Here is a 14,513-nt window from a genome sequence, read left to right on the forward strand (position 1 = left end):
TCCTTGTTCCCCTGTGCCTTAGGTGGTTTGCAGCACGCCCCGGAAGATCGGGTCTTCCATCGCCCGCCCGGTGCCGATCGCGACGCAGGTCAGCGGATCTTCGGCAATGGTGACGGGAAGGCCCGTTTCATCGCGCAGTTCGTCGTCCAGCCCCTTGAGCAGGGCGCCGCCGCCGGTCAGCACGATGCCCTGATCCACGATGTCCGCCGCCAGTTCCGGCGCGGTGTTCTCCAGCGCGATGCGCACCCCTTCGACGATGGTGCTGATCGGCTCGGCCAGCGCGTCGGCGATCTGGCCCTGGTTGATGCTGATTTCCTTGGGAACGCCGTTCACCAGGTCGCGGCCCTTGATGTGGATCGTCTCGCCCACGCCGTCCTCGGGGGGCTGGGCGACGCCGAACTGCTTCTTGATGCGCTCGGCGGTGGCTTCGCCGATCAGCAGGTTGTGGTGGCGGCGCACGAAGGAGACGATGGCTTCGTCCATCTTGTCACCGCCCACGCGCACGGAAGTGGTGTAGGCCAGACCGCGCAGCGACAGCACCGCAACCTCGGTCGTGCCGCCGCCGATGTCCACGACCATGGAGCCGATCGGTTCGGTCACCGGCATGTCCGCGCCGATGGCGGCGGCCATGGGTTCCTCGATCAGGAACACCTGGCTCGCGCCCGCATTGCTGGCGGCGTCGCGGATGGCGCGGCGCTCGACGCTGGTCGAGCCGCTGGGGACGCAGATCACGATCTCCGGGAAGCGCCACGGGCGCTGCTTGCCGCCATGCACTTTCGTGATGAAATGCTTGATCATCTGCTCGGCCACGTCGATGTCGGCGATCACGCCGTCGCGCAGCGGACGGATGGCTTCGATCGAATCGGGCGTCTTGCCCATCATCAGCTTCGCGTCGTCGCCCACGGCCTTGACCCGTTTGACCCCGTTCAGCGTCTCCACCGCGACCACGGACGGCTCGTTCAGGACGATGCCGCGCCCGCGCGCATACACCACCGTATTGGCGGTGCCGAGGTCGATGGCCATGTCTTGGGAGGAGAATTTGAAGAGACGGGAAAAGATCGACATGCTTTATCCTGTTCAGCCTGCCCTTGACCGACGAAAAAAAGCTGGGCTGTGGGTCGCGGAAAGCGTTCGCTTGGGCTAGTCATTGGTTAATGTCAATACGCCGCCTGCCCGAACATCTGGTCAATCGCATCGCCGCGGGCGAAGTGGTCGAAAGGCCCGCCAGCGCGCTCAAGGAAATCGTTGAAAACGCGCTGGATGCCGGAGCGCGGCGGATCGCTGTACGCCTGTCCAACGGCGGGCTGGACCGGGTGGAGGTCAGCGACGACGGCTGCGGCATGGATTCGGCGGACATCGCGCTGGCGCTGGAGCGTCACGCTACTTCCAAGCTGCCCGGCGACGCTATCGAACATGTGACGACGCTCGGCTTTCGCGGAGAGGCGCTGCCCTCCATCGCCAGCGTCGCCCGTCTGTCCATCGACAGCCGCCCGCGCGGGACGGACGGTTGGAATCGCACGATGGACAACGGTGAACTGGTCGGCGAAGGGCCTGCCGCCCTGCCGCCCGGAACGCGCGTCGTCATGGAGCAGCTTTTCGCCCGCGTGCCCGCGCGCCGCAAATTCCTGCGCTCTGCCAAGTCGGAATATGCCGCCTGCATGGATGTGGTCCGCCGTCTGGCGATGGCGCATCCCGCCGTCGCCTTCAGCCTGGAGCATGACGGACGCCGCATATGGAACGTGCAGGAGGGAGAATCGCGGGAAGATCGCGTCGCCGCGCTCACCGACCGGGCGCTGGCGGACAATCATGTCATCGTCTCGCTGGAGCGGGAAGGGGTGCGCCTGTCCGGCGTGGCGTCGATCCCGACCTATCATCGCGGCGTGGGCGATCATCAATTCCTGTTCGTGAACGGCCGCCCGGTACGCGACCGGCTGCTGGTGGGGGCGGTGCGGGCCGCCTATGCCGACATGCTGGCGCGGGACCGGCATCCCGTCGTCGCCCTCTTCATCGACATGCCGCCGCTGGAGGTCGATGTGAACGTCCACCCGGCCAAGACGGAGGTACGCTTCCGCGATCCGGCAATGATCCGGGGCATGATCGTCTCCGGCCTGCGCCGCGCCCTGGATGCGGAGGGCTTCCGCGCGGTGCAGCATGCCGATCCGGCGGCCCTCTCCGCATGGAAGAGCGAGCCCGTCTCGCCCACGCCGATCGGCGCCATGCCGATCTTCGAGGCCGCTTCTCCCGCTCCCGCCATGTTCGCGGACCGCCGCCCCGGCTTCTTCACGCCGCCGCCGCAGGCCCGTGCCGAAACCGCCGCCGCGCCCGCCCCGGAGTCGCGGAATTTCCCGCTCGGCGTCGCGCGCGGGCAGGTGGCGCGCACCTACATCGTCGCGGAGGCGGAGGACGGCCTCGTCATCGTCGACCAGCATGCCGCGCATGAGCGGCTGACGCTCGAGAGGATGCGCCGCGCGATGGAAGGGCAGGGGGTGGCTTCGCAGGCGCTGCTCCTGCCCGAAGTCGTCGAACTGGACGAAACCGCCTGCGACCGGCTGGAGGCACGGGCCGCGGAACTCCGGGACTTCGGTCTGGAACTCGAGCGTTTCGGCCCCTCGGCCATGCTGGTGCGCACGGTGCCCGCGATATTGGGGCAGGCCGACGCGCAGGGCCTCGTCACCGACCTGGCCGACGATCTCGCCGCCTATGACAGCGCGCTTTCGCTCAAGGAACGGATCGATCTCGTCGCCGCCACCATGGCCTGCCACGGATCGGTGCGCGCAGGGCGCGTGCTGAGCGTCGCCGAAATGAACGCCCTGCTGCGCGAGATGGAAGTCACGCCCCGCAGCGGCCAGTGCAATCACGGCCGCCCCGCATGGGTGAAGCTGGGCCATGGCGACATCGAAAAGCTGTTCGGAAGGAAATGAGGATGAAGCCTTTTCTCTCCATATTGGCGCTCGGCCTGGCTGCGCTGTCCGCCCCGACCTTCGCGGCGGAAGGGGAAAAGCCCGGCTGCGAAGCGCCTGCCCGGCTGGCCGAACCATGGACCAGCTGGACCCAGACCGGCACCGCCATCGCGGGCGGGGATAGCCTGAACGCCCCGCGCCTGATCCTTGGCAAGCCGGTCACGGCGACCCTCCGGCCAACCCGATATGTGCAATATGCGGCGACTCCCGGCAAAGGCGCGGATCAGGGGCAGGGCGGTCTGTTCACCCTGTCGCTCAAGTCGCCTGCGCGGATCGGCATCGCGCTGTCCGACGCGGCCTGGGTCGATGTGGTCGATGACCGGACCGCCATCGCGTCCGTGGAACATGGACACGGCCCGGACTGCTCCGGCATCCGAAAGATCGTCTGGTTCGATTTGAAGGAGGGCGCGCACCTCGTCCAGATCGCGGGCGCGCCAGGCCGGGAAATCCGCATCATGGCCGCAGACGAGCGGGCGAACCGGCCCATGCCCCGGCCGGATGATGGTTTCTAGGCGACGGGCCGTGTCCGTGTCATGGTGATCGGGATCATGGTCAGCACCGCCTCGTCCCGCTGATTGAACAGCGTGACCTTCGACTTCACGATGCCCATTTCCGGACGGCTGCGCGATGCCGTGGTCTCGATCACCTCGCCCGTGCCGCGCAGCGTATCGCCGGGGCGGACGGGCCTCAGCCAGCGCAATTCATCGATGCCGATCCCGCCCAGGCTTGCTTCCTGCCAGCCGCGTTTCTGCACTTCGGTCAGGAACATCTTCATATAGAGCGCCAGCGTATGCCATCCGCTCGCCACGATGCTGCCGAAATGGGTTTCGGCCGCCGCTTCGTCGGACAGGTGGAAGGGCTGGAAATCATACTGGCCGGCAAAGCCGATCACTTCCTCGCGATCGACGGTCAGGGGACCGAAATCGATGCGGTCGCCCGGTTTCACATCTTCGAAATAGATCGGTTCGCTCATGCTCGTTCCGTTTTCTTCCGCAACGAGGCTGGAGGTAGGGATGCTTTACGTTCACGTCAAGCAATCCCCGCACGCCCTAATCGATCCAGTTCCGCAACACCCGCCACGCCTCCGCCTTCCTCTCGCGCGGCATGGACGCATAGGCGCCACTGGAAGAGGGCAGGTCGATCAGCGTCAGGCCCTTGCCCGTCCCGATCTGCCGCCGTCCGTGCAGCGCCGCCGTCCTGCCGTTGAACGCGACGGCGCGCAGCAGCGGCAATCGCGCCACGAACGCGGAAAGATCGCGCAATTCCGCGCCCCGGATCGCGCTGTCCAGACTGCCTTCCCGATCCGCGCTTTCGATCACGTCCCACAGGCCCACGCTCCGCTCGCGCAGCCTCTTGAGCCGCATGGCATAAGCTTCGCTGCGCAAATCCTCGTCCAGCACGTCGCCGATCAACGACCAGAAGGCGTTGCCGCGATGGGCATAATATTCCCCCTGCCGGATCGATGCCTCTCCGGGCAGGCTGCCGAGGATCAGCAGCCCGGTCCTTTCATCCACGCTGGGCGGAAAGGCCGCCTTGCGCTGCGCCGCTATCTGTCCGGGGCGCGGCATGACGCTTCAAACGTTGAATCTGAACAGCATGATGTCGCCATCCTGCGTCACATAATCCTTGCCTTCGGAACGCCACTTGCCCGCTTCCTTGGCCCCCGCCTCGCCGTTGAACTGGACGTAGTCGGCATAGGCCATCGTTTCGGCCCGGATGAAGCCCTTCTCGAAATCCGAATGGATCGCGCCCGCCGCCTGCGGGGCCTTCGATCCCTTGGCCACGGTCCAGGCCCGCGCTTCCTTCGGCCCCACCGTGAAGAAGGTGATAAGGCCCAGCAGTTCGTATCCCGCCCGGATGATCCGCGCGAGACCCGCTTCGGTAAGGCCCAGCGCCTCCAGATATTCGGCGCGTTCCTCGACCGGCATCGTGATGAGTTCCGCCTCGATCGCGGCGGACACGATCACCGCCTTGGCCCCTTCCGCCGCGGCCTTCTCGAACACGCGCGCGCTATGGGCGTTGCCTTCCGCGGCGGCCTCTTCCTCGACATTGCAGACATAGAGGACGGGCTTGGCCGTCAGCAATTGCGCCTGACGGAAGAGACGTTCCTCCTCGTCGTCGCGCGGCTGCGTCAGGCGGGCGGGCTTGCCGTCGCGCAGCAGGTCGAGCGCCTGCCCCAGCACGGATGCGGCGGCCTTGGCCTCCTTGTCGCCCTGCGCCGCCTTCTTGGCGAGGTTCGGCACCCGCTTTTCCAGGCTCTCCAGATCGGCGAGCATCAATTCGGTCTCCACCGTCTCCGCGTCGGCGATGGGGTCGATCTTGCCCTCGACATGGGTGATGTCGTCATCCTCGAAACAGCGCAGCACATGAACGATGGCATCCACCTCGCGGATATTGGCGAGGAACTGGTTGCCCAGCCCTTCGCCCCTGGACGCGCCGCGCACCAGCCCGGCGATGTCGACGAAGGCAAGCTGCGTTTCGACGATCTTCTGCGATCCGCCGATCTTCGCGATGGTGTCCAGCCGCTCGTCGGGCACGGCGACCTGTCCGACATTCGGCTCGATGGTGCAGAAGGGATAGTTCGCCGCCTGCGCCGCCTGCGTTTCGGTCAGCGCGTTGAACAGGGTGGATTTCCCCACATTGGGAAGCCCGACGATACCGCAACGAAAACCCATGGAACTGCCTTCATGTCTGGGATGATGGCCGCGCCGATAGCCTGTTCCCGCCCGCTTGGCCAGCCTGCCGGAACGCGGAGGGTGGACAAAAGGCCCAATTGCAATATCTGCCATGCAACCGAAAGGGGCGCGAGCTTGAGGAGGCTGCCATGACCCAGGACGACCAGCAGATGTCAGCGGATGAAGCCGGGGAGCGCTGGCCGAAACTGCCCGCCCATGAAACCGGTCCCTTCAACCGCTGCCCCCGTTGCGGAAAGGGGCATATCTTCAACGGTTTCCTGACGATCAGGGATCATTGCGAGGTTTGCGGCCTCGACTATTCCTTTGCCGACCCGGCGGATGGTCCGGCGGTGTTCGTGCAACTGTTCGCCTGCGTGCCGGGCGTGATCTTCATCATCATGCTGGAAATCATGGCGCGGCCGGGCCTCTGGGTCCATCTGGCGGTCGGCATCCCGGTGCTGATCCTGACAGCCCTGCTGCCGATGCGCCCGATCAAGGGCTGGCTGGTCGCCGCGCAATATACCCAGAAGGCGCAGGAAGCGGGCACGGCCAATCTCTGGGCCAAGCTGCACGGCAAGGACGAGCCGCCCGCGCGGTGATCCGTCAGGTGATGACGCTCGGCCGCTCCATGCCGGTGAAGCCGGAAATGTCCGCCACCTCCTGTGCGGCGCTCACCAGCGGCGCCAGGGCATCGGCCGTCGCCATGCCGAGGTCGCCGTCGCTCGCGACATAGCGCTCGATATAGACGCGCAGGGTCGCGCCTTCCGTCCCGGTTCCCGACAGGCGGAACACGACGCGCGATCCGTCCTCGAACAGGATGCGCACGCCTTGATGGCGGCTGACGGACCCGTCGGTCGGATCGGTATAGGCGAAATCGTCCGCGCTCTTCACCGTGCCGCCGCTGCTGGCGGCGCCGGGCAGGGCAGGGAGCTTCGCCCGCAAGGCCTCCATCAAGGCGTCCGCCCTGTCCTTGGCGATGCCCTCATAATCGTGCCGCGCATAATAGTTGCGGCCATAGGTCGCCCAATGTTCCGCCATGATCTGCGCCACGCTCTGCCGCCGCGCCGCCAGGATGTTGAGCCACAGCAGCACGGCCCAGATGCCGTCCTTTTCGCGCACATGGTCTGATCCTGTGCCCGCGCTTTCCTCGCCGCAGATGGTCGCCATCCCGGCGTCCAGCAGATTGCCGAAGAATTTCCAGCCGGTCGGCGTTTCATAGAGCGGGATGCCCAGCTTCTCCGCCACCCGGTCCGCCGCGCCGCTGGTCGGCATGGACCGCGCGATCCCCTTGAGGCCCAACGCATAGCCGGGCGCGAGATGCGCATTCGCCGCCAGCACCGCCAGCGAATCCGAAGGCGTCACATAGCAATGCCGCCCGATGATGAGGTTGCGGTCGCCGTCGCCGTCCGAAGCCGCGCCGAAATCGGGCGCGTCCTCTCCCATCATCCGGTCGTAAAGTTCCTTTGCATGCACCAGATTGGGATCGGGATGATGGTGCCCGAAGTCGGGCAGGGGCGTGGCGTTGCGCACCGTGCCCTCCGGCGCGCCCAGCCGCTTCTCGAAAATCTCGACGGCATAGGGGCCGGTCACGGCGCTCATCGCGTCGAAGGACAGGGTGAAGCCGTCCGCGATCAAGGCCCGGATCGCGCCGAAATCGAACAGGTTCTCCATCAGCCCGGCATAGCCCGCGACCGGATCGACGATCTCGACCGTCATGTCGCCCAACCGGCTCGTCCCCGGCCTGTCGATGTCCACGTCTCCGGCGTCGAGGATCTTGTAGCTCTCGATGGCCAGCGTCCGGGCATGGATGGCGTCGGTCACCTTCTCCGGCGCGGGGCCGCCATTGGAGACATTATATTTGATCCCGAAATCCTCGTCCGGTCCGCCCGGATTATGGCTGGCCGACAGCACCAGTCCGCCAAAGGCGCCCGAAGAGCGGATCAGGTGCGAAGCCGCCGGGGTCGACAGGATGCCGCCCTGTCCCACCAGGACCCGCCCGAATCCGTTGGCCGCCGCCATCCTGAGCACGATCTGGATCACTTCGCGATTGAGGAACCGCCCGTCGCCGCCGACCACCAGCGTCGTGCCCGCATAGCCTTCCAGGCTGTCGAACACCGACTGGACGAAATTTTCCGCATAATGGGGCTGCTGGAAAATGCGGACCTTCTTGCGGAGGCCCGAAGTGCCCGGTTTCTGGTCGTCGAAGGGGATGGTGGACCGGACCTGTATCACCCAGAACCTCTCGGCTTGTTGGAAATCACAGCCTTATGACCCGCCCCATCGCCATTGTGCAATGCAAAACGATCCATCTCGGCGCTATAGGAAGTCCTGTCGCCGCTCTAAGCCGTTCGCTTCGCCATCTCGTTCATGAAATAAGCGTCCTCACCCTTCGCCAGCCACTCCGCCTCCGCGCCGATCGCGCCCAGCATGTCGGCCAGCGCGTCCATCTCGCTCTTGTGAAAATTGCCCAGCACATAGCCATGCACCCGGTCCTTATGCCCCGGATGACCGATGCCGATCCGCACCCGGCGGAAATCCGGCCCGATATGCGCGTCGGTCGAACGCAAGCCATTATGCCCCGCATTGCCGCCGCCGCGCTTCACCTTCACCTTCATTGGCGCAAGGTCCAGCTCGTCGTGAAAGACCGTCACATCCTCCGGCGCCAGCTTGTAGAAGCGCATCGCTTCGCCCACCGCGCGCCCGCTTTCGTTCATGAAGGTCGCGGGCTTCAGCAGGACGATCTTCTCCTGGCCGATCCGCCCTTCCTGCACCCATCCCTGGAACTGCTTCTTCGCCGGGGAAAAGCGATACAGGTCCGCGATCACGTCCGCCGCCATGAAGCCGACATTATGCCGGTGCATCGCATATTGGGGACCGGGATTGCCGAGGCCCACCCAGATCTGCATCGTCCCAAGCTCCCGAAAAGGAAATCCCGCCCGCCGGGTAGGCGGACGGGATCGAAATTTCCAGTCCTCTGACGAAAGGGAAAGGCTTATTCGCCTTCGCCCTCGGCCGTCGGAGTTTCGTTGTCGCCCTCGGCGCTCTTGAGCGCGGACGGGGCGACGATGGTCGCGATGGTGAAGTCGCGGTCCTCGATGGCGGTCTTCGCGCCCTTGGGCAGCGTCACCGAACTGATGTGGATCGAATCACCCACTTCGAAGCCCTTGAGGTCCACCACGACATCGTCGGGGATGGCGGAGGCATCGACGATCAGCTCGACCTCGTGGCGGACGACGTTCAGCACGCCGCCCTTCTTGAGACCGGGCGAGGCGTCTTCATTCTCGAAGCGGACGGGCACGTTGACGTTCACCTGGGCATGTTCGGAAACGCGCAGGAAGTCGGCGTGCAGCGGACGGTCGGACACGGGGTGGAAAGCCACATCCTTGGGCAGGGTGCGGACGGACTTGCCGTTCACCTCGACCATGACGACCGAATTGAAGAAGTGGCCGGTGCCCAGCAGTTTGTTGAGGAGCTTTTCCTCGACGTGGATCGACACGGGTTCTTCATTGTTACCATAGATGACGGCGGGAACGCGGCCCTCGCGGCGGAGAGCGCGGGAGGCTCCCTTGCCTGCCCGATCGCGTGCCTCGGCCGACAGCGTAAGCTGCTCGCTCATGTGCATGTCTCCAAAAGCATAGATATTGCGGTTCGACCCATGACGCCTCCAGGGATGACCATCACGGGAAGGCGGCCCTGTAGCAGAAAAGCGCCATAAGGCAAGGCTGCGCTCAACTTATTGCACGCGCGTGACCGAAAACCCCCTGGCCTTGAGCAAGTCGATCAGATTGTCCGCGCCAGTCAGATGCCCCGCGCCGACCGCGATGAAGGGGCGTCCGGTCATCGGTTCGATCGCCTTCACCCAGTCGCGGTTTCGGGCGGCGAGGACGGCTTCCTCCACCAGCGGATCGGGCTGCTCGCCGATCTGGTCCTCCTTCGCGATGGCGGCCATGTCGCCCTTCATCCATGCGCTGAGGATGCGGTCGTAGAGCGCGCGCATGTCCTTCGCCTCATGCACCGTCTGCACCAGCAGGCGGCGTTGGGACGCTTCGGACAAGGTGTCGAAGGCCGCGAACTGCCGCTCCACGGTTTCCAGGCCGCCGATCGGCTTGCCCGCCGCCTTGAAGACCGCGATCAGCGCCGGTTCGACGCCATTGTCCTGACTGACTTTCAGGGTTTCCTGAGTCGCCGCCGACAGCAGCATGGCCGCCGCCCAGCTTTCATAGCCTGCCAGCGCCTGCGTGCTGGTGCCGCCGTCCGCGACGATCCGCTCCAGCGCTTCCCGGTCGGCGGGCGGCACCCGCGCCTCCAGCGGGGGGAGGCCGGGACTGCGCCCCATCCGTTCGAACAGCGCCAGCGTCTTTTCCGGATTCTGGAGGTCGGCGGCTTCCAGAACCAGCCGGTCCGCCTTGCCCAAGATGTCCTTGAAGGCGCGCGTCTGCCATGAAATTCCCTTGGGCAGCACATGGATGGTGCCGAAAATCCAGCCGTCCAGTTCCCCCCGTTGCACCCGCCAGATCGCCGGCCCCTGTTCCGGCTCCGGCGCGGAGGGCTCCGGACCGCAGGCCGCGACAAAAGCGAATGCAAGGAGCGCCAGAAACCGGGCGAAGACCTGCGCCAACGGACTATTTCCCGACCCGCGCAGTCGCGATGCCCAGCGCCTTCAACTGATCCTGCACGCTGTTCCTGCCCGCCAGATGCCCCGCGCCCACCGCGATGAATACGGTTCCCGGCTGCGCCATCCGCGCCTTGATCCACTCCGCCCAGCGGGCGTTGCGCTGGAACAGCAGAATGTCGGCCAGTTCGGGCGTCGCTTCCAGGGAAGCGTTCATTTCCTCGGCCAGTTTCTCCGGCTCGCCATCCTGCCAGTGCCGCACCAGAGAGGCGAACTGCGCCTCCATGTCGTCCAGCCCATCGACCGTCGCATTGAGGAAAGCCACTTGCTGCGTCATCGGCAGCGCCGCGAAATAGCCGATCTGCTGCTCCGGCGTTTCCAGCGCGCCGATCTTCTTCCCTGCGGCCCTTGCGGCGGCGCTCAGCCCCTTTTCCACGCCCTCGTCGGCCTTGTAGCCCAGCTTTTCGAGAGGGGCGACGGACAGGGCAAGGCCCGCCATCCAGGGATTGAACATTTCGAACGCCTGCCAGGGCAGGCTGTTGGCGGCCATCGCCGCCTGATATTTCTGCCGCGCCGACGGTTCCAGCCGCTGGGAAAGCGCCGTCCCGTCCCGCGCCACCGCCGCGCCGCCCATGATCGAAGCCATTTCCCGCGGATCTTCCGGCTCGATGATTTCCAGCACCAGTTCATCGGATTGGTCGAAAGCGCGCCTGATCCCGCCCTTGAACCAGTCCACGCCCGGTTTCAGCACATGGACCGTCCCGAACAGATAGACGGTCGTGTCCGCATCCTTCACTTCCCAGAGGGCGGGCGCGACAAGGGCCTGGCGGGCCTTGGTCCGGGCCAGCGCCTGAGGCGGCTCCGCGAGCATTCCTCCAAACAGCAACAGCGCGGCGGCCAACAGCCGGGGAAAAGCCCTTTTCATCTCAATCGAACATCCCGTGGATCCATTTCCTCCTCCATGCGGGCGGGCGGGCGGCAGGGCAAGGGGGTTAACCCTCATCGGCCCCTCTTTCCCTTGACCGTTCGCCCCGCCTGCGCCAATGCGCGCGGCAAACACGAAGTTGTTTCGGGGATCATCAGTGGCCGACGGCAAAGCGCTATCCTTTCAGGATCTGATCCTGACCCTCCACGCCTATTGGGGGAAGCAGGGCTGCGTCATCCTGCAACCCTATGACATGGAGGTCGGCGCGGGCACCTTCCATCCCGCGACCACGCTGCGCAGCCTCGGCCCGGACACATGGAACGCCGCCTATGTCCAGCCCAGCCGCCGCCCGACCGACGGCCGCTATGGCGAGAATCCCAATCGCCTCCAGCATTATTACCAATATCAGGTCATCATGAAGCCGTCCCCGGCGAACCTTCAGGACCTCTATCTGGGCAGCCTGCGCGAGATCGGCATCGACCCGCTGGTCCACGACATCCGCTTCGTGGAGGACGACTGGGAAAGCCCGACGCTGGGCGCATGGGGGCTGGGCTGGGAAGTCTGGTGCGACGGCATGGAAGTCACCCAGTTCACCTATTTCCAGCAGATGGGCGGCTTCGACTGCAAGCCGGTCGCGGGCGAGATCACCTACGGTCTCGAACGCCTCGCCATGTATATTCAGGGCGTCGACAGCGTTTACGACCTCAGGTTCAACGATGCGGGCGTCACCTATGGCGATGTCTTCCTCGCCAATGAACGGCAGATGTCGAAATGGAATTTCGAGATCGCCGATACCGAAAAGCTGTTCCGCTGGTTCCGCGACGCCGAAGCGGAATGCAAGGCCTGCATCGAAGCGGGCGTCCCGCTCGCCGCCTATGACCAGGCGATCAAGGCGAGCCATGTCTTCAACCTGCTGCAAGCGCGCGGCGTCATCTCCGTGCAGGAGCGCGCCAGCTATATCGGCCGCGTCCGCGATCTCGCCAAGGGAAGCTGCGAGGCATGGATGGAAGTGAACGGGTGGGCCGCGTGATGACCGATTTTCTCCTCGAACTGCGCTGCGAGGAAATCCCGGCGCGGATGCAGTGGAAGGCCTCCGAAGACCTCGCCCGTCTCTTCACCGAGGAACTGGGCAGGGCCGGGTTGAAGCCGGCGAGCATCGACAGCTTCGTGACGCCGCGCCGCCTCGCGCTGATCGCCCGCGACCTGCCGCTGGAGACCGAGGCGGTGAGCGAGGAATTCAAAGGCCCCCGCACCAGCGCCCCCGCGCAGGCGCTCGAAGGCTTCCTCCGCAAGACCGGCTTGACTCAGGAGCAGCTTGAAGATCGCGACGGTGTCTGGTTCGCGGTCGTCAACAAACCCGGCCGCGCCACGGCGGAACTTCTGGCGGAGGCCATCCCCGCGATAATCCGCGCCTTTCCATGGCCCAAGTCGATGCGTTGGGGCACAGCGTCGAGGACGACCGAAAGCCTGCGCTGGGTCCGCCCGCTGCAAGGGATCGTGGCGATCCTCGGCGAAGATCTCGTGAACATGGAGATCGAAGGCATCCGGAGCGGCTACACCACGCTCGGCCACCGCTTCCATCATCCCGGCGAGATCACCATCGGCGGCGCGCATGATTATGTCGAGAAACTGCGCGCCTGCCATGTGATCGCCAGCCATCAGGAACGGCAGTCGATCATCGAGGCGAAGGCCAGGGAAGCCGCCGCCGCCGCGCATGGCTATAGCGTCATCGAGGACAAGGGTCTCGTCGCGGAGAATGCGGGCCTCACCGAATGGCCGGTGCCGCTGCTGGGCGATTTCGATCCGGCGTTCCTTGAAGTGCCGCCTGAGGTTATTCAGCTAACCCTCCGCATCAACCAGAAATATTTCGTCCTGCGCGATCCGGCGGGCAAGCTTGCCCCCGCCTTCATCTGCTCCGCCAATATCGAGGCGAAGGATGGCGGCGCGGCGATCGTGGAGGGCAATCGCAAGGTTCTGGCCGCCCGCCTGTCGGACGCCCGCTTCTTCTGGGAGCAGGACCGCAAGACCCGCCTTGAGGACCATGCCCAGAAGCTGGAACGCATCACCTTCCACGAAAAGCTCGGCACCGTGGCCGACAAGGTGGAACGGGTCGCGAAGCTCGCCCGCTGGCTGGTGGAGGAAGGGATCGTCAAGGGCGCGGACGCCGATCAGGCCGAACAGGCGGCCCGCCTCGCCAAGGCCGATCTCGTCACCGAAATGGTCGGCGAGTTCCCCGAACTGCAAGGCGTCATGGGCGGCTATTATGCGCGTGCCGAAGGCTTGCCCGACGCCGTGGCCGACGCTATCCGCGATCATTACAAGCCGGTCGGGCAGGGGGATGAGGTGCCGGCCGCGCCGGTGACGGTGGCGGTGTCGCTGGCAGATAAGCTGGATACTCTGAGTGTCTTTTTTCACGAAAGATTGTTGCCGAGTGGGTCCAAAGATCCTTTTGCGCTTCGTCGTGCCGCCTTGGGTGTATTGCGCCTAATTGAAGAAAACTCCCTTCGTTTCTCGATGAAGAAGGCGGCGGCCCAACCTGTTATTAGGCTCACGGCTAAACGCGCATTCTCCGAAGATCGCAGAGCATTGGACATTTACTCCGAACTTCTTGCTGCAAAGCGCGCTGGGCAAGATTGGAAGACGATTGATGCTGAGGCGAGGGCCGATGCACGCTTTTTCTCGGACGAGACTATGCGGCGAGACTTTGTCGAACCGTTTGCCCAAACGTTCTCCTTGCTTGAGGATTTCTTCGCTGATCGCCTCAAGGTCCAGCAGCGTGAAGCAGGCGTCCGTCACGACCTCATCGATGCGGTGTTCGCGCTTGGTGGAGAGGACGATCTTGTCCGCCTGCTCGCCCGCGTGAAGGCATTGCAATCCTTCATTGCTACGGACGACGGCGCGAATCTCCTTGCAGGCTACAAGCGCGCCGCGAATATCCTCAAGAAGGAAGGCGTGGAGCAGGCCGAGCGGATTTCCCTCAGTTACACGCCCGAACAGGCGGAAGCCGACCTGATCGCCGCGCTCGATACGGCGGAGCCTCGGGCGCGACAGGCGGTGGAGGCCGAGGATTTCGAAGGCGCGATGGCTGCGCTGGCGACTCTCCGCGCGCCCATCGACGCCTTTTTCGAAAGCGTCACGGTCAATGATGCCGATCCCGCCAAACGCACCGCGCGTCTCGCCCTGTTGGCGCGGGTCCGCGGGGCCGTTCACGCGGTAGCGGACTTTTTGAAAATTACGGGATAGCGTTATAAAATGACGCGCCGCGTGGCAGTTTGGCGACGCTGGGCAGAAAATATCGTAAAAGCAGGTGCATTTATCGCCTGCATATTGTTTAGGGCTTG

General features: G+C 64.9%; 14 protein-coding genes. 5 read left to right on the forward strand and 9 right to left on the reverse strand.

Features of this window, described 5'->3' with window-relative positions; genetic code table 11:
- Positions 1-18: 18 nt before the first annotated feature.
- Complete coding sequence (locus SCLO_RS01385; protein WP_066519071.1) at positions 19-1,065, reverse strand: rod shape-determining protein; 1,047 nt, start codon at positions 1,063-1,065, stop codon at positions 19-21.
- Positions 1,066-1,154: 89 nt separating this feature from the next.
- On the opposite strand from SCLO_RS01385, the gene mutL reads away from it, so the two are divergent.
- Together mutL and SCLO_RS01395 are read left to right on the forward strand one after the other, a co-directional pair.
- Positions 1,155-2,921: a DNA mismatch repair endonuclease MutL gene (mutL, locus tag SCLO_RS01390; RefSeq protein ID WP_066519073.1), complete on the forward strand. Its 1,767-nt coding sequence runs from the start codon at positions 1,155-1,157 to the stop codon at positions 2,919-2,921.
- Between the two features lie 2 nt (positions 2,922-2,923).
- Positions 2,924-3,472: a hypothetical protein gene (locus SCLO_RS01395; protein ID WP_066519074.1), complete on the forward strand. Its 549-nt coding sequence runs from the start codon at positions 2,924-2,926 to the stop codon at positions 3,470-3,472.
- Here the strand turns inward: SCLO_RS01395 and SCLO_RS01400 are convergent.
- The 3 genes from SCLO_RS01400 to ychF all read right to left on the reverse strand — a co-directional run bounded on the left by SCLO_RS01400 (position 3,469) and on the right by ychF (position 5,635).
- Positions 3,469-3,933, reverse strand: coding sequence for a MaoC family dehydratase (locus SCLO_RS01400; RefSeq protein ID WP_066519076.1), 465 nt, complete (start codon positions 3,931-3,933; stop codon positions 3,469-3,471). The genes SCLO_RS01395 and SCLO_RS01400 overlap by 4 nt on opposite strands.
- Positions 3,934-4,009: 76 nt before the next feature.
- Positions 4,010-4,528: a DNA-deoxyinosine glycosylase gene (locus SCLO_RS01405; RefSeq protein ID WP_066519078.1), complete on the reverse strand. Its 519-nt coding sequence runs from the start codon at positions 4,526-4,528 to the stop codon at positions 4,010-4,012.
- 6 nt (positions 4,529-4,534) lie between these two features.
- Positions 4,535-5,635 carry a redox-regulated ATPase YchF gene (gene ychF, locus SCLO_RS01410; RefSeq protein ID WP_066519080.1) on the reverse strand — a complete coding sequence of 367 codons (1,101 nt, stop codon included), beginning with the start codon at positions 5,633-5,635 and terminating at the stop codon, positions 4,535-4,537.
- 149 nt (positions 5,636-5,784) lie between these two features.
- Here ychF and SCLO_RS01415 point away from each other — a divergent pair, with 149 nt between their 5' ends.
- Positions 5,785-6,234 (forward strand): DUF983 domain-containing protein, encoded by a 450-nt coding sequence (locus SCLO_RS01415; RefSeq protein WP_255210250.1) that lies wholly within the window; start codon positions 5,785-5,787, stop codon positions 6,232-6,234.
- A 4-nt stretch (positions 6,235-6,238) separates the two neighbouring features.
- Here the strand turns inward: SCLO_RS01415 and SCLO_RS01420 are convergent, their stop codons facing one another.
- From SCLO_RS01420 to SCLO_RS01440, 5 genes are all read right to left on the reverse strand, one after another.
- Positions 6,239-7,867, reverse strand: coding sequence for an alpha-D-glucose phosphate-specific phosphoglucomutase (locus SCLO_RS01420; protein ID WP_066519085.1), 1,629 nt, complete (start codon positions 7,865-7,867; stop codon positions 6,239-6,241).
- 107 nt (positions 7,868-7,974) lie between these two features.
- Complete coding sequence (gene pth, locus SCLO_RS01425; protein ID WP_066519087.1) at positions 7,975-8,541, reverse strand: aminoacyl-tRNA hydrolase; 567 nt, start codon at positions 8,539-8,541, stop codon at positions 7,975-7,977.
- Positions 8,542-8,627: 86 nt separating this feature from the next.
- Positions 8,628-9,251 carry a 50S ribosomal protein L25/general stress protein Ctc gene (locus SCLO_RS01430; protein ID WP_066519192.1) on the reverse strand — a complete coding sequence of 208 codons (624 nt, stop codon included), beginning with the start codon at positions 9,249-9,251 and terminating at the stop codon, positions 8,628-8,630.
- A 117-nt stretch (positions 9,252-9,368) separates the two neighbouring features.
- On the reverse strand, positions 9,369-10,253 hold the full coding sequence (locus SCLO_RS01435; RefSeq protein ID WP_066519089.1) for a TraB/GumN family protein: 885 nt from the start codon (positions 10,251-10,253) through the stop codon (positions 9,369-9,371).
- A 4-nt stretch (positions 10,254-10,257) separates the two neighbouring features.
- Complete coding sequence (locus tag SCLO_RS01440) at positions 10,258-11,172, reverse strand: TraB/GumN family protein (protein WP_066519091.1); 915 nt, start codon at positions 11,170-11,172, stop codon at positions 10,258-10,260.
- 157 nt (positions 11,173-11,329) lie between these two features.
- Between SCLO_RS01440 and SCLO_RS01445 the strand changes: the two genes are divergently transcribed.
- Both SCLO_RS01445 and glyS read left to right on the forward strand, forming a co-directional pair.
- Entirely contained in the window at positions 11,330-12,202 is an 873-nt protein-coding gene (locus tag SCLO_RS01445) for a glycine--tRNA ligase subunit alpha (protein ID WP_066519092.1), read from the forward strand.
- On the forward strand, positions 12,202-14,415 hold the full coding sequence (gene glyS, locus SCLO_RS01450; protein ID WP_066519194.1) for a glycine--tRNA ligase subunit beta: 2,214 nt from the start codon (positions 12,202-12,204) through the stop codon (positions 14,413-14,415). The genes SCLO_RS01445 and glyS overlap by 1 nt, the downstream gene beginning before the upstream one ends.
- Positions 14,416-14,513 lie beyond the last annotated feature (98 nt).

The organism is Sphingobium cloacae (assembly GCF_002355855.1).
GTDB lineage: Bacteria > Pseudomonadota > Alphaproteobacteria > Sphingomonadales > Sphingomonadaceae > Sphingobium > Sphingobium cloacae.

Coding starts and splice junctions, on each gene's coding strand:
- SCLO_RS01385 (WP_066519071.1), bottom strand. CDS start 1,065: ATGTCGATCTTTTCCCGTCTCTTCAAATTCTCCTCCCAAGACATGGCC.
- mutL (WP_066519073.1), top strand. CDS start 1,155: ATGTCAATACGCCGCCTGCCCGAACATCTGGTCAATCGCATCGCCGCG.
- SCLO_RS01395 (WP_066519074.1), top strand. CDS start 2,924: ATGAAGCCTTTTCTCTCCATATTGGCGCTCGGCCTGGCTGCGCTGTCC.
- SCLO_RS01400 (WP_066519076.1), bottom strand. CDS start 3,933: ATGAGCGAACCGATCTATTTCGAAGATGTGAAACCGGGCGACCGCATC.
- SCLO_RS01405 (WP_066519078.1), bottom strand. CDS start 4,528: ATGCCGCGCCCCGGACAGATAGCGGCGCAGCGCAAGGCGGCCTTTCCG.
- ychF (WP_066519080.1), bottom strand. CDS start 5,635: ATGGGTTTTCGTTGCGGTATCGTCGGGCTTCCCAATGTGGGGAAATCC.
- SCLO_RS01415 (WP_255210250.1), top strand. CDS start 5,785: ATGACCCAGGACGACCAGCAGATGTCAGCGGATGAAGCCGGGGAGCGC.
- pth (WP_066519087.1), bottom strand. CDS start 8,541: ATGCAGATCTGGGTGGGCCTCGGCAATCCCGGTCCCCAATATGCGATG.
- SCLO_RS01430 (WP_066519192.1), bottom strand. CDS start 9,251: ATGAGCGAGCAGCTTACGCTGTCGGCCGAGGCACGCGATCGGGCAGGC.
- SCLO_RS01440 (WP_066519091.1), bottom strand. CDS start 11,172: ATGAAAAGGGCTTTTCCCCGGCTGTTGGCCGCCGCGCTGTTGCTGTTT.
- glyS (WP_066519194.1), top strand. CDS start 12,202: ATGACCGATTTTCTCCTCGAACTGCGCTGCGAGGAAATCCCGGCGCGG.